We start from the raw sequence: 13,365 nt of genomic DNA, 5'->3' as shown, positions 1-13,365 counted from the left end.
CCCATTCTGCAAGATTTCTCAAAATTTTCTGCTAAGATGGAATGAACCTCAACGATAACATTAGATTGGAATAATACATGAGCAAGGCCTTACCGATTGCTGTCGCTGTTCTTCTAGGCGGTGCCGCGCTAGTACCTGTTTACTATGCAACTCAAAACCCAGCTGCTCAAACGACTAAAGCATCTAAAGATGCCTCTGCTGTTTCTAAAATCAGCTATGCTCTCGGTTATGAAGTGGCTCATCAAACCCCACCTGAACTCGATATTAATAGCTTTGTGACAGGCGTACGTGAAGGACATGCGCGTACTGAACCGGCGTATACTGAAGAAGAATTACAGGCAGCTTACGAACAGTTCCAGAAAGAAATGCAGCAAAAGCAACTCGATAGCACTAAACAGGCACAAGCATCGAGTGACAGTTTCCTGACAGAAAATGCCAAAAAAGCGGGTGTAAAAACCACAGCTTCCGGTTTGCAATACCTAGTGACTAAAGAAGGCACGGGCAAACAGCCAGCTGCTTCTTCAATCGTGAAAGTCCATTACACCGGCAAACTGGTGGATGGTACTGTATTTGACAGTTCGGTTGAACGTGGCGAGCCGATTGAGTTTCCACTCAATCAAGTGATTCCAGGCTGGACTGAAGGTCTGCAACTGATGAAAGAAGGCGGTAAAGCGACCCTGTATATCCCATCTCAACTTGGTTATGGTGAACAAGGCGTGCCAGGGACGATTCCTCCACACAGTACTTTGATTTTTGATGTGGAACTCATTGAAGTCAAATAATCTATAAATAAGGAGAGCAATGCGCTCTCCTTTATTTTGAGAATAAATATGAAAATACAAATAAGTTTGATGGTTTTACTGCTAAGTTCTGGCAATCTGCTTGCCAAAGATGTGACCAATAAAAGCCCGGAAGCTGAACAGGTCGGTTATAGCTTTGGTTATCTGATGGGGAAAAGTAATGCCGACTCTTTGCAAGGGATTGATCTGGACGCTTTCAGTGCCGGTTTAAAAGCTGCTGCTGCCGGAAAACAATCCACTTTAACTGAAGAAGACATGGCTCGAGTGCTGACCCAGTTTAAACGTCAAAGTGAAGCCAAAGAGCTGATTGAATTAAAACAAAAAGCTGAAGAAAATGCCAAAATCGGTCAGGCTTTTCTGACAGAAAATGCCAAAAAAGCAGGGATAAAAACGACTAAATCTAGCCTGCAATATCAGATTCTTCAGGAAGGCAAAGGCAAATCGCCAAAAGCCGATAGCAATGTCCGCGTACATTATGAAGGCCGTTTGATTGATGGCACGGTTTTTGACAGTTCAATTGCCCGTAATCAGCCTGTGGTCTTCCGTACCACCCAAGTGATTACCGGTTGGACTGAAGGCCTGCAACTGATGAAAGAAGGTGCCAAATACCGCTTCTTCATTCCTGCAGAACTGGCCTATGGACAAATTGGTTCAGGTGATGTGATTGAGCCAAACAGTACCTTAATTTTTGATGTGGAATTACTGGAAATTATGAAGTAATCAATACTGTTTTTTTAAATATTCAATCAGAGAGGCGCAATAGCGGCCTCTCTTTTTTATATGGATGAAGCATAATTAATCGAATGTTTTCATGTCACATTCAGATCAGTTTTGCTATGTTATATGTTAATTAAACGGTTCAACAAGAATAGAGGACGTCAGCATGGCAGCAATCAAGACCCGTGAAATTCATTATACTGCGCCGGATGGTAGCGCATTGATTGGCTATTTTGCCGCTCCAGAAACAGATGCACCCCTTGCAGGTGTGCTGGTCGCACCAGAATGGTGGGGTCGTAATGAATATACCGAACAGCGCGCTCGCGAACTTGCAGAACATGGCTATGCGGCCTTGGCGATTGACATGTATGGTGATAAAAAAGTGACCACCCATTCTGATCAGGCCTACCAGTGGATGATGCAGACCTTTGAAGATCCGGACACCATCGTTGATCGTGCGACAGCAGCTTTAAATACCTTGGCAGCACAGGATGAAGTCAATGCAGAGAAACTTGCTGCCATCGGTTTTTGCTACGGCGGTAAAGTGGTACTGGATCTGGCGCGTGCCAATGCCCCTTTAAAAGCAGTGACCACCTTCCACGGGACACTTGCTGCCAAAGCACCGGCTCAAGAAGGTCAGGTTCAGGCCGAAATTCTAGTCTTGCACGGTGAGCTAGACAGCATGGTCACCTTAGATGATGTCGCCAGTTTCCGTGAAGAAATGCATGCGGCCAACGTCGAGCATGAGGTGATTGTCTTTGAAGATGCCAAACATGGCTTTAGCAACCCGCTCGCCGACGAACGGGCCAAAGCCAATGGCGTGGATCTTGGTTACAATGCTGAAGCGGAACAAAAAAGCTTGGCGGCGATGTATGCCTTATTGGAACGTCATTTGGCTTAAATAGATATAAGTGCTCGACTTGAAATCAAGCTGAGCACTTTAAAGAATCATTGAAGAAAAGAACGATAAATCCTACCAGAGGAGAATGCTGACTATGGCTGAAACCAACTGCCTTTACTGTAACTATGACGAATATGATGTCATTGCTAAAAATGATTATGGTGTGGTGCTGCCTGAACCGAATTCATTATCCGAAGGTCACTGTGTAGTGATTCCACTCCGGCATGTGGCTTCATTTTTTGAAGTGACGGACAAAGAACGTAAAAGCCTGATGTCTTTGCTCGAACAGGCACGTAATGAGCTCAATTTACGTTACCAGCCCGCCGGTTTCCATGTCGGTTTTATTGATGGCGAAGTGTTTCAGGAAAAGGGCGAACATCTGCATATTCATATTATTCCGCGCTATAAAGACAAAGTATTGAAGCTGGATGAACGTTGGGGGATTAGCGACTAAATCTTTGCTGTTTTAAAATAAATGCTCTTCGGAGCATTTATTGTTTGTGTTATTAAGCCGATATCCATACACACTACTCCGCAGTTTTTATCTACTTTTCACATTTCAGGCCTGCCGATTCCGCTATAATGGCTGCTGCTTATTCAGTTGCTATTTATCCATGTTTGTATTTTCAGATGCCCTGTTAGAATGGTTTGATGTGCATGGTCGTCATGACTTGCCCTGGCAGGTGACAGATGATCCCTACAAAGTCTGGGTCTCTGAAATCATGTTGCAACAAACCCAGGTCAAAACTGTGCTGCAATATTATGAACGCTTTATTCAGCGTTTTCCGACCGTTCAGGACTTAGGTCAAGCGTCTTGGGATGAGGTCGCGCCTTACTGGGCAGGACTGGGCTATTATGCCCGTGCCCGTAACCTGCACAAAGCTGCCGGCATGGTGACAGCACAGCAGCAGTTTCCTCAAACCCTGGAACAATGGATTGCCTTGCCGGGGATCGGCCGTTCCACCGCTGGTGCCTTAATGTCACTGGGTTTACGCCAATACGGCGTGATCATGGATGGCAATGTCAAACGGGTGTTGTCGCGTTTCTTCGCGATTGAAGATGATCTGTCCAAACCCCTTCATGAACGTGCTTTATGGCAACTGGCTGAAGAATTATGTCCGGTCGAACGTAATCATGACTATACCCAGGCGATTATGGATCTCGGTGCTACGGTCTGCACTCCGAAAAAACCTCTGTGCCTATATTGTCCGATGCAGCAACATTGCAAAGCGCATCAGCAAGGTCTTGAAAATGAATTACCATTCAAGAAAGCCAAAAAACCGGTGCCAGTGCGCTCAGCACAAGTATTATTAATTCAGTCCGGTGAAGAATGGCTCTGGCAACAACGACCGAACAGTGGTCTGTGGGGCGGACTCTGGTGTTTGCCGATTATTGAAAATGCCCATGAATTCGAACAGCAATGTCAGCAGCTTGGCCTGAAAAACATCCTCAAAAAAGTCCAGATCAGCCACAGTTTCACCCACTTCACCTGGCAGCTTGAAGCAATCGTTTTCGCAGTGGATCAGGATCAGCAGGAACATCTGGCGATTGAACTGCAAGGCAACTGGATGCGTCCACAGACAGCCATTGATTGCGGTCTGCCGACAGCAATGAAAAAATTGATCTCTGCGGTAAATGTATGACATAGTCTGAACAAAGCAAAAAATCGATCAGCTCAGAATGAGCATTGCCAATATTTAAGGATGAATAGCGTGCGCCAATACCTTGCTTTGACCTGGGTGGCTTTGATTGCCATATTACTGACCGCCTGTAGCAGTACGCCGAAACAACCTTCTTCTGCACAGTTAAATCCGCTACTGGTACAAAAACTGCAAAATAAGCGAATGCCTTCTTCACTGCCCATCCCGGTGGCACGTGTACAGGCACGTGAATTACAGGATACCTGGGGGGCGTCGCGCAGTCGCGGACGTTTGCATGAGGGCATTGATATCATGGCTCCACGTGGAACCAAAGTCTTTAGTGCCACAGAAGGTCTGATTGCAGATTTACGCAATAACAATTTGGGTGGTAAAGTAGTCTGGGTTCTGGGTCCGGGCGGTTCCTGGCATTATTATGCACATCTGGATGGACATAAACGCGGCCTGAAAGTGGGTGATCCTGTCAAAAAAGGCCAGCTCATCGGCTATGTGGGCAATAGCGGTAATGCCCGACATACTGCACCACATCTGCATTATGGTATTTATTTACAGGGCAAGGGGCGCGGTGTGGTCAACCCCTACCCCTATTTACGTTAATTTTAGGATATTTACATGTCAGAAACGTTGATCAATCGTCTGGTAGAATTTGCTGAATCAGGCAATCAACAAAAAATCGTACTGAATGGTCAAAGCTATCAGGGCTGGGTGATGGAAATTACCGAAGAGGCGCTGCTGATCAGTACTGGTTATGCCGACAAAAGTGGTAAAGACATGTGGATTCAATTTAGCGATCTGGATCAGGCTGAACTGTCTTACTGGGATAATCAGCAAGATCAATGGGCTGTGTTTAAATTATAAAACCATAAAAACAAGGAGCATGGCATGACTCTGCAACGCTGTGGCTGGTGCTCCAATGATCCGCTGTATATCACCTATCATGATCAGGAATGGGGACAAGCCCTGCTGGATGAAAATCGCCTGTTTGAAATGCTGTGTCTGGAAGGACAGCAGGCCGGTCTAGCCTGGATTACCGTACTCAGAAAACGTGAAGCGTATCGTGAACATTTTTTTCAATATTCCATTCAGTCGATTGCAGCACTTACAGATCAACAACTCGACCTCAAGCTTAAGGATGCTCGCCTGATCCGTCATCGTGGCAAGCTGCATGCCATTCGCGAGAATGCCCAAGCATGGCTCAAGCTGCAACAGCAAGGCATCAATGTAGGGCAATGGCTCTGGTCTTTTGCCCAGCAACCACGACTGAATAATGATGTTGCGGATTATCGTCAGGCAGCGGCACAGACTATCGAAAGCCAGATCATGTCAAAAGCCTTAAAAAAGGCCGGTTTTAAATTTGTCGGACCCACCATTTGCTATGCCTTTATGCAGGCCGTCGGTATGGTCGATGATCACGAAAATCATTGTCACTTTAAAACAAGATCCTCCCATTCAAATAAGAGCTGAATTTATGTCGAATAATATTATCCACGCTTATGCTGCAATGTCAGCCGGTGCAGAACTCGAACCTTATCAATTCGATGCTGGTGAACTACAGCCACATCAGGTCGAAGTCAAAGTAGAATACTGTGGCCTGTGTCATTCTGATATTTCAGTCCTCAATAATGACTGGGGTTCATCCGTTTATCCGGTCGTGGCTGGACATGAAATTATCGGTATCATCACGCAACTGGGTGGCGAAGCCAAAGGCCTGAAAGTGGGTCAACGGGTTGGCATTGGCTGGACTGCGGAAAGCTGCCAGTATTGTGATCCATGTATTTCAGGTCAGCAGGTACTCTGTACTGGCGGCCAAGTGGCGACTATTGTCGGACATGCCGGTGGTTTTGCCGACAAGGTCCGTGCTGGCTGGCAATGGGTCATTCCCCTGCCTGAAGATCTGGATCCTGAAAGTGCCGGCCCCCTGCTCTGTGGCGGAATTACCGTATTTGATCCTATCCTGAAACATCAGATTCAGGCCATTCATCATGTTGGCGTAATTGGTATTGGTGGTTTAGGGCATATGGCCATCAAGCTGCTGAAAGCCTGGGGCTGTGAGATTACCGCTTTTACCTCAAATCTGGATAAAAGTGATGAGCTGAAAGGCATGGGCGCTGACCATGTGGTGAATAGCCGTGATTCGGCTGCCTTAAAAGCCCAGCGTGGCAAGTTCGATTTATTATTGAGTACGGTCAATGTCACCTTGAACTGGCAGGCTTATCTGGCCACTCTGGCACCGAACGGTACAGTACATATGCTCGGTCTCCCTTTAGAACCGATGCAGATTCCGGCGGGCATGCTGATTGGTGGTGCCAAGTCAGTTACTGGTTCACCAACCGGTTCGCCGGCGGCACTGCGTCAGTTACTCCAATTTGCCGCACGTAAAAACATTGCGCCACAAATTGAAGTCTTCCCGATGTCACAGCTGAATCAGGCCATTGAACATCTGCATTCTGGTAAAGCGCGTTACCGGATTGTACTTAAAGCGGATTTTGAAGCTTAAACTCTGCCTGTTTCAATCTGTCAAAAAGACCCAGCAATTGGGTAATGCCAGTCAATTAAGGAATTGACTGGCATTTTATTTTTTAAATTCATGATCATACTTGATAGGTAGAAAAGTCATCCGCAACTGTTTGAGACATGAGGTGTATTGCACCGCAAGATTAAAAATGATTATTTCTGCGACAAATTTACTAGTCGATGGTGGCTGACGAGTTTTGCGGTGAGGAGTGTTGCTCCGCAAGATGCCTTCCTTGCGAAGCTTCGCTTCTCATTTGGGCGAAACCAAAGTAACAAATGATTTACAAGTATTTGATTTAGAACGTTAAGACTCCGTCGTGAATGACTAAAAAATTAAAGATTTTACTTATAAACTCCTTAACTGATCAGCATTACAGCAATTGGGTCTTTTTTTATTGCAGGGCTTCAGGCAAAACTGCAAGGCCTGAAGGCTTGGCCAGTTCCGTCTTCATTTTCTGCAACATCTGATACGGCTGCTGCTGTACAAACATATTTACAAAAGTTAAGGGAATCGAGCCTTCCGGATTGGCATAACCATAAGTTGAAACCTTGACCTGATTATTGCCCAGCTTTTGAAAAGTCCAATCCCCCTGATAATCGGTCAAACGTACATAGTTCGGATTTAAGGGATAGCCAGTCTGAATGGCTTTATTCTTGATGGTGATCTGTCCATTGGCTTCCTTGATCATCTTGCCCTGCACAATCAGGTCGCGGTCTTTTAACGGAAATGGAAAATCCAGCACCATATACAAGGTAAATTCGCCTTTTTTATCATCACGTGATAAGACCTTGATGCTGCCCATATAGGGTACCCATTGTACCGCCTGCTCGATATCCAGAATCAGCGACACGGCATTTTCAATCGGGGCATGGTAGGTGGTTTCAGCTTTATACAGAAAGACCGGGTTTTGCTGGTTCTGATAGGTCCAGACCTTGATATTATTTTTATCAATACTAAGTTTGGTATTCTCGGCCGGCTTTGCCTGCGCAATGGCACCAAGCGCCACTGCACAGAGCAGGAAAATCATTTTTTGCATTTTATTATTCGTCTTATTTTAGTTTTAGATCTTTTTTATAAATGATTTTGACTGGATTTTAAACCTGAATATCGTTAAAACCCAGCACGTCTTTCATGTCATATTTACGTGCATCACGGCCGACCACCCAGGCAGCAGCACGTACTGCACCGCTGGCAAAGTTCATGCGGTTGGTGGCTTTATGGGTAATTTCCACACGTTCACCATCAGCAATAAACATGGCGGTATGTTCACCGACGATATCACCACCACGAATGGTCTGGAAACCAATGCTTTGACGCTCACGCGGACCGGTATGACCTTCGCGGCAGTACACAGCGTCTTCTTTCAGGTCACGGCCTAAAGCATCCGCAATCGCTTCACCCCACATAAGTGCAGTACCCGATGGTGCATCCACTTTATGACGGTGATGTGCCTCAATCACTTCGATATCCACCGTATCGCCAAAGACTTTCGATGCCAGTTCAAGCAGTTTAATCGATACGTTCACACCGACTGAATAATTCGCTGCATAAACCACAGGGGTTTCAGCTGCTGATTCATCTAAATAAGCTTTTTGCTCATCATTCATCCCCGTGGTACCAATCACGATGGCAACACCTGCTTCACGGCAAATTTTCAGATGATTGACGGTCGCTGCCGGTGCGGTGAAATCAATCACGACATCACAGTTTTTGACCACCTCTGCAAGACTACCCACCACCTTGACACCGACTGCACCAATCCCGGCAAGTTCGCCCGCATCTGCGCCTAATAGGGTACTTTCAGGGCGTTCTACTGCAGCTGCCAATTGATAACCGGCTTCATGCACAGCCTGAATGAGGATACGCCCCATACGGCCGCCTGCACCCAAGATTCCAATGCGTGGTGTAGCTGACATAACATAGTCCTGATGTTGATCCAAAATTGCTTTTACTATAGCAAAACTGCGGAATAACACTAAGATGCATTGCATAAAAATCAATGAAAAGATATGAACGGTGTTATGAGCGATTTTTATATATCTAGAATTTTCTGATTAGATTGGCTTTATAAAGTTGTGGAACATTGCTCAAATAGTAAGCGTGGAACGTGAATAATCATAAAAAAAGCCCAATCGGTGAGGATTGGGCTTTTCAATACAACATAAACAACTGAATTAAAACAAATAATTTAAAGCATTTCGTATAAGGTGTATTATGTTAATTTTAGGAAATCTTAAGATAATTATTAATGAGTGACTTAATGAATAAAGAAATTTCTGTATTACTGCATGACGTTCCTACTCATGCAGATTACGCATGTGATGCAACAGATTTAGATCCAGAAGATATTCCTGAAGATCGTATAGAACAAGTCATAAATTTATTAAATTCTTCTGATGAAAATATTGTATTTAAGGCAGCAAAACTTCTGACTAATTGGGGACAATCCTCTGGTTTTGATGCATTAGTAAATTTATTAAATGAAAATAAATTAGATGGTTATATAGATCATCGTTTACATGGTTATGATGATACACTTCAGCATGTACTTAGCGCTTTTGTTCGTTATTGGGCATTCCAAGCTGATCTAGGATTTGGTGAGCAGGCTAGAATAAAAATATTTCATCCTATACAAAAGATTATAGAAATATCTAATACAGAACCATTTGATATTAGTCGCTTATTTTGGTTAATTGATGATGAAAAATACGATGAATATATTCCTTTAATTAAAAACCATTTAATCCAAATAATAGATCATCCTGAATTACAATTTTGGAAAATCCATGATGCTATTGAACTGATGCTGAAATTAGAGCCTGAGTTTGTTCATAATTTATTAGAAGAAAAAGGCAAAACATTGGAAGACTTTAAAATTAACACTTTATAAAGTTATACATTTAACATAATGGCGGTTATACGAAATTAATGGATGTTCGTATAGATTACTTGCATATTGTATTCGATCGAATACAATATAGTGAGAAGAGAAGGAATCCTCATGATTGAAATTAAACGTCTGCCAGAATTTGATGAATGGTTAGATGGCATTAAAGACAATATGACCCGTATCCGCTTGAATCGTAGATTAGATAAGGTTCAACGTGGAAATTGGGGAGACATTAAATCTCTCCAAGATGGCGTTTGGGAAATGAGAGAATTCTTCGGTTCTGGGTGGAGGATGTATTACATCCAACATGGTGACGTAGTGATTGTAATGCTTGGTGGAGGAGATAAATCAACTCAGCAACAAGACATCGATCGTGCAGTCAAACTATCGAAAACATTGGAGGATTAAAATGGTTAGAGTCGCTGATTTACCAAGTTTTGATATGGCTGAGTCACTCAAAACTGAAGAAGATATTGTGATGTATCTCAACATGGTTCTTGAAGAGAATGATCCAGCTGAATTAGCTCATGCTCTTGGCGTAATTGCTAAAGCTCGAGGCATGACTCAAATCGCTAAAGAAGCAGGGATTGGACGTGAGGCACTCTACAAAGCCCTACGTCAGGATTCAGCACCACGTTTTGATACGATTAATCGTGTAGTGAATGCTTTAGGCTTAAAACTAACAGTGCAACATGCCTAAAAATTTGAAAGATATAGTAAAAATGGGAGCTAAAGGCTCCCATTTTTATGTTATTCACCAATTAAAATGTCTATGCGATAAACCATTTAAAATGTCCTGTTTTTAACCACAAGAGTCAAGCACAGGATTTAAATTTCTTTGTCCAATAACAGCTTTCTGAGCTTTACGGCTCGGCATACTTTTCTTGGCACGGGAACGTTTATTCTGTTTCTCCAATTCTTCATGTTGTTGCTGGATATGCGCCAGGACTGAACCTAACCGTTTATTCTCAACAATCTCATTTTGCTGCAGCCCAGCCAATTTATTGAAGATGCTGTAGTTGAGCTTTCGTCCTTCATGCATGAGGGCCACAGTGCCATCCGGATACTCCAGAAATGAAATGTATTGCCCAGCAAGCTTATGATTCAGCTCTGTCGGTTCAAGCAGATAAATACATTTGTCATAGGTAATCGTCAGGTTCTTGGTGACCTTACGCGGTTCCTGCCAGGTAAAAATATCATCCAGTTCAAGATCAGATTCGGTTAATGGTCGATGCAGGTTCTTTGAGTTTCGCGCACATTTGGCGAACTTCTGATTGAACTGCTCAATAAAGCAGGGCAACCAGGCATTTGCTTCTGCAATCGAACAGATGCCTTCCAGGCGCATCTCCTTGATCAAACGGTCCTGAAGGGTTCTATTCGCTCGCTCTACGCGACCTTTGGCCTGGGGTGAATTGGCGAAGATAATATCAATGTTTAACTCATTCAGAATCCGCCCAAATTGCGTGATCTGGCTGTCTTGCCTGGATTTCTGGTTGACTCTAAATACCGAGTGTTTATCGCTATAAAAGGCCAAGGGCTTGCCGTATTGCTCAATGTAGGCTCGGGTTGAAAGCATATAGTCAAAGGTCGTTTCAGCCTCACAAAAGCGTAGATGCAACAGCTTGCCGGTAGCATCATCGATATACACCAATAAACAGCACTTAGCAGCGCGTCCTTCGAACCAGTCATGATATGAGCCATCAATCTGGATCAGCTCACCGAAGCAATCACGGTTATAGCGTGGCTGGTATGGGCGTTTTAGACGTTTGGATCGCGGAATCCAAAGGTCATTTGCAGTCATCCAGCGCCGAACCGTTTCTACCGGGATATTCAGGTCAAATATGCTGCTGAGCTTCTCATGGGCCAAGGTAGGTCCAAATCCCAGCAGATGTTCAGAAATAATGGAAAGACATTGCGATTTTAATAAATCGTCATGGCGACGATGGCCAGGTTGACCACGGCTGGCATGCGCCATACCTGAAACACCATCTTGATTGAGCTTCTGCAATAACCGGGTAATTTGACGGGTTGAAAGATTAAGGATTTCAGCAGCACGGACTTGTGTAATACGATGATCTCGAACGTCTTGCAGAACAGCAAGACGTTGAATTTCTTTGTCAGACATAGTGATCAGCATCTATATTTCATATCCAGTCCATGATGTTTAAACCATCATAAACTAGACATTTTTATTGGTGAGAATATAGACATTTTGAATGGTGAGTAACATTTTAGATTCGTATAACGTGTATTATGTTAATTTTAGAAAAAATAAATAAATTGGATATCTAACATATGTATGATTATTGGTCTTCTACTCCTGAATTTATAAATGAAAAAAATAAAGAATTTATTTTTGTTTGCAATCATGCTTTAGAGGCAGATGAACAAGTAACTATGAGCATCCAATATAACCTTTCGAGAGTTAAATTTACTCGATCACAATTACCATCACACATTTCTAATTGTCGAATTATTTATGATATTAGAGGACAATTGATAGACGTCCATATACAGGAAAAAATAGTTAATCAATTAAGCCTAGTCGCATCTGTGGAGTTTAAAGAATAATGGGGTTACAAGTCATAATCCGTTGCGAGAACGAGAATGAGATAATTGAATCTTTGAAAGGTGTTATTGATTCTTGTGAAGGCTTCTTTATAGATAAAAACTTATTTGGCTTATCAATTCCAACAAATATTCTTGATTTTGTTGGTGAGGATAATATTTGGGCTGCCCTTAAAAATTTTGATGTATATGACCTCTGGGCAGGAAACTGGCATTACAAAAAGCCCCCCATTTAACATAATGGCTGTTATACGAAATAAAAAAACCTAGGCACTGGCCTAGGTTTTAAATTTAAAAAAACAAATAAAAATCAGTGTAATAAACTCAATTTTAGCGTTTCGTATAAGGTGTATTATGTTAATTTTAGAGAAACTTAAATTTTGCTCTGTTCTTTTATAATTTTTCGAGCATCTAAAATATGTACAAAGTAAAGAATAAATAAGAGACTTAAAGTATATTTAAAATATTGAATAAACAAAATCAATCCAGGTTTAGCAAAATATAAAGCTTTGTTAAGAACATATCCCTTTGAGCCTGTTTCTGGAAGTGTTGGATCACTTGGAAACCAAGTTAAGCTGATACAAATGATAAAAAAAATAAAGAAAAAGGTCATGGTTGCACTGTACATGGCTAGACCATCACGAGTTCTTATCTGTTTAATAACATCGTTTTGTACCTGTAATTGGATCTCTGGTTTCAAGCCAATAAATTTTCTGCTGAAAAATATAAGAGCAATTGTGATCCAAGTACACATAGCAAAAAAGTCGTTTAAAAACTTATGTTTTGATGAAATTTGAAGTTGTTGTGTATTAGGAAAAATTCCTCTGAACTCAAAATCGAAACAAATTATAGTCAAGGCTATAACAAAGGGGATAATTAAAAAATAATAAAATGGAGCAATATTATCTAAGTAGTTCGTAATCGAATTTGTTTTATGTATTGTCATTAAAGATATTCTATATTGCCCTATATACCTGATTATAAATAAAATTTATACAAATTAAAATATCTAGAATATTTTCATTTAACATAATGGCGCTTATACGAAATTCTGTTGTAGCCCCATACATTCAAGTTTATTTCTTGCATGAATGTATCCTATAGGATACATTACTCTTATGTACTCAATATATACCACTGAAGTCTTTGATGACTGGTTTACTAAGTTAAAAGACCAGCAGGCAAAAATACGTATACAAGTCCGAATTGATCGGGTTGAAGATGGAAACTTTGGAGATACTGAACCAGTAGGTGAAGGTGTCTCTGAATTACGTTTCTTCTTTGGACCTGGCTACAGGATCTATTACTGTAAGCAA

General features: G+C 42.3%; 19 protein-coding genes. 15 read left to right on the top strand and 4 right to left on the bottom strand.

Annotated elements, in window-relative coordinates; genetic code table 11:
- The first annotated feature begins 77 nt into the window (after positions 1 to 77).
- The 9 genes from FTU95_RS09970 to FTU95_RS09930 all read left to right on the top strand — a co-directional run bounded on the left by FTU95_RS09970 (position 78) and on the right by FTU95_RS09930 (position 6,573).
- Positions 78 to 782: an FKBP-type peptidyl-prolyl cis-trans isomerase gene (locus FTU95_RS09970; RefSeq protein ID WP_005094756.1), complete on the top strand. Its 705-nt coding sequence runs from the start codon at positions 78 to 80 to the stop codon at positions 780 to 782.
- Between the two features lie 48 nt (positions 783 to 830).
- Positions 831 to 1,520, top strand: a complete 690-nt coding sequence (locus FTU95_RS09965; protein ID WP_180078342.1) for an FKBP-type peptidyl-prolyl cis-trans isomerase — start codon at positions 831 to 833, stop codon at positions 1,518 to 1,520.
- A 163-nt stretch (positions 1,521 to 1,683) separates the two neighbouring features.
- Positions 1,684 to 2,418 (top strand): dienelactone hydrolase family protein, encoded by a 735-nt coding sequence (locus FTU95_RS09960; protein ID WP_005173643.1) that lies wholly within the window; start codon positions 1,684 to 1,686, stop codon positions 2,416 to 2,418.
- A 94-nt stretch (positions 2,419 to 2,512) separates the two neighbouring features.
- Positions 2,513 to 2,872, top strand: a complete 360-nt coding sequence (locus FTU95_RS09955; RefSeq protein WP_100535474.1) for an HIT family protein — start codon at positions 2,513 to 2,515, stop codon at positions 2,870 to 2,872.
- Positions 2,873 to 3,032: 160 nt separating this feature from the next.
- Positions 3,033 to 4,061, top strand: coding sequence for an A/G-specific adenine glycosylase (gene mutY / locus FTU95_RS09950; protein WP_180078340.1), 1,029 nt, complete (start codon positions 3,033 to 3,035; stop codon positions 4,059 to 4,061).
- 69 nt (positions 4,062 to 4,130) lie between these two features.
- On the top strand, positions 4,131 to 4,673 hold the full coding sequence (locus FTU95_RS09945; RefSeq protein ID WP_180000601.1) for a M23 family metallopeptidase: 543 nt from the start codon (positions 4,131 to 4,133) through the stop codon (positions 4,671 to 4,673).
- Positions 4,674 to 4,688: 15 nt separating this feature from the next.
- Positions 4,689 to 4,934 (top strand): hypothetical protein, encoded by a 246-nt coding sequence (locus FTU95_RS09940; protein ID WP_100329654.1) that lies wholly within the window; start codon positions 4,689 to 4,691, stop codon positions 4,932 to 4,934.
- A 24-nt stretch (positions 4,935 to 4,958) separates the two neighbouring features.
- Entirely contained in the window at positions 4,959 to 5,540 is a 582-nt protein-coding gene (locus tag FTU95_RS09935) for a DNA-3-methyladenine glycosylase I (RefSeq protein WP_100355452.1), read from the top strand.
- Between the two features lie 4 nt (positions 5,541 to 5,544).
- A complete protein-coding gene (locus FTU95_RS09930; RefSeq protein WP_180078338.1) occupies positions 5,545 to 6,573 on the top strand; it encodes an NAD(P)-dependent alcohol dehydrogenase in 1,029 nt (342 codons plus the stop codon).
- Positions 6,574 to 6,982: 409 nt separating this feature from the next.
- Here the strand turns inward: FTU95_RS09930 and FTU95_RS09925 are convergent, their stop codons facing one another.
- Positions 6,983 to 7,627 carry an START domain-containing protein gene (locus tag FTU95_RS09925; protein ID WP_180078336.1) on the bottom strand — a complete coding sequence of 215 codons (645 nt, stop codon included), beginning with the start codon at positions 7,625 to 7,627 and terminating at the stop codon, positions 6,983 to 6,985.
- A 58-nt stretch (positions 7,628 to 7,685) separates the two neighbouring features.
- Entirely contained in the window at positions 7,686 to 8,507 is an 822-nt protein-coding gene (gene dapB, locus FTU95_RS09920; protein ID WP_005173632.1) for a 4-hydroxy-tetrahydrodipicolinate reductase, read from the bottom strand.
- A 344-nt stretch (positions 8,508 to 8,851) separates the two neighbouring features.
- Here dapB and FTU95_RS09915 point away from each other — a divergent pair, with 344 nt between their 5' ends.
- From FTU95_RS09915 to FTU95_RS09905, 3 genes are all read left to right on the top strand, one after another.
- Positions 8,852 to 9,481, top strand: a complete 630-nt coding sequence (locus tag FTU95_RS09915) for a hypothetical protein (protein WP_005173627.1) — start codon at positions 8,852 to 8,854, stop codon at positions 9,479 to 9,481.
- Positions 9,482 to 9,592: 111 nt separating this feature from the next.
- Positions 9,593 to 9,889 carry a type II toxin-antitoxin system RelE/ParE family toxin gene (locus tag FTU95_RS09910; RefSeq protein WP_180078334.1) on the top strand — a complete coding sequence of 99 codons (297 nt, stop codon included), beginning with the start codon at positions 9,593 to 9,595 and terminating at the stop codon, positions 9,887 to 9,889.
- Between the two features lies 1 nt (position 9,890).
- Positions 9,891 to 10,181: an addiction module antidote protein gene (locus tag FTU95_RS09905; RefSeq protein ID WP_180078332.1), complete on the top strand. Its 291-nt coding sequence runs from the start codon at positions 9,891 to 9,893 to the stop codon at positions 10,179 to 10,181.
- A 102-nt stretch (positions 10,182 to 10,283) separates the two neighbouring features.
- Here the strand turns inward: FTU95_RS09905 and FTU95_RS09900 are convergent, their stop codons facing one another.
- On the bottom strand, positions 10,284 to 11,618 hold the full coding sequence (locus FTU95_RS09900; RefSeq protein ID WP_180051314.1) for an ISNCY family transposase: 1,335 nt from the start codon (positions 11,616 to 11,618) through the stop codon (positions 10,284 to 10,286).
- Positions 11,619 to 11,776: 158 nt separating this feature from the next.
- On the opposite strand from FTU95_RS09900, the gene FTU95_RS09895 reads away from it, so the two are divergent.
- A complete protein-coding gene (locus FTU95_RS09895) occupies positions 11,777 to 12,052 on the top strand; it encodes a hypothetical protein (RefSeq protein WP_180050501.1) in 276 nt (91 codons plus the stop codon).
- Entirely contained in the window at positions 12,052 to 12,285 is a 234-nt protein-coding gene (locus FTU95_RS09890; protein WP_180018776.1) for a hypothetical protein, read from the top strand. Before FTU95_RS09895 ends, FTU95_RS09890 begins: the two co-directional genes overlap by 1 nt.
- 137 nt (positions 12,286 to 12,422) lie before the next feature.
- Here the strand turns inward: FTU95_RS09890 and FTU95_RS09885 are convergent, their stop codons facing one another.
- Complete coding sequence (locus tag FTU95_RS09885) at positions 12,423 to 12,995, bottom strand: hypothetical protein (protein ID WP_180078330.1); 573 nt, start codon at positions 12,993 to 12,995, stop codon at positions 12,423 to 12,425.
- 172 nt (positions 12,996 to 13,167) lie between these two features.
- Between FTU95_RS09885 and FTU95_RS09880 the strand changes: the two genes are divergently transcribed.
- On the top strand, positions 13,168 to 13,365 hold a 198-nt coding region (locus FTU95_RS09880), incomplete at its 3' end, for a type II toxin-antitoxin system RelE/ParE family toxin (RefSeq protein WP_180078328.1).

The sequence above is a fragment of the Acinetobacter sp. YH12208 genome (assembly GCF_013418055.1).
GTDB lineage: Bacteria > Pseudomonadota > Gammaproteobacteria > Pseudomonadales > Moraxellaceae > Acinetobacter > Acinetobacter pseudolwoffii.
This window is presented reverse-complemented; position numbering and strand designations above follow the sequence as displayed.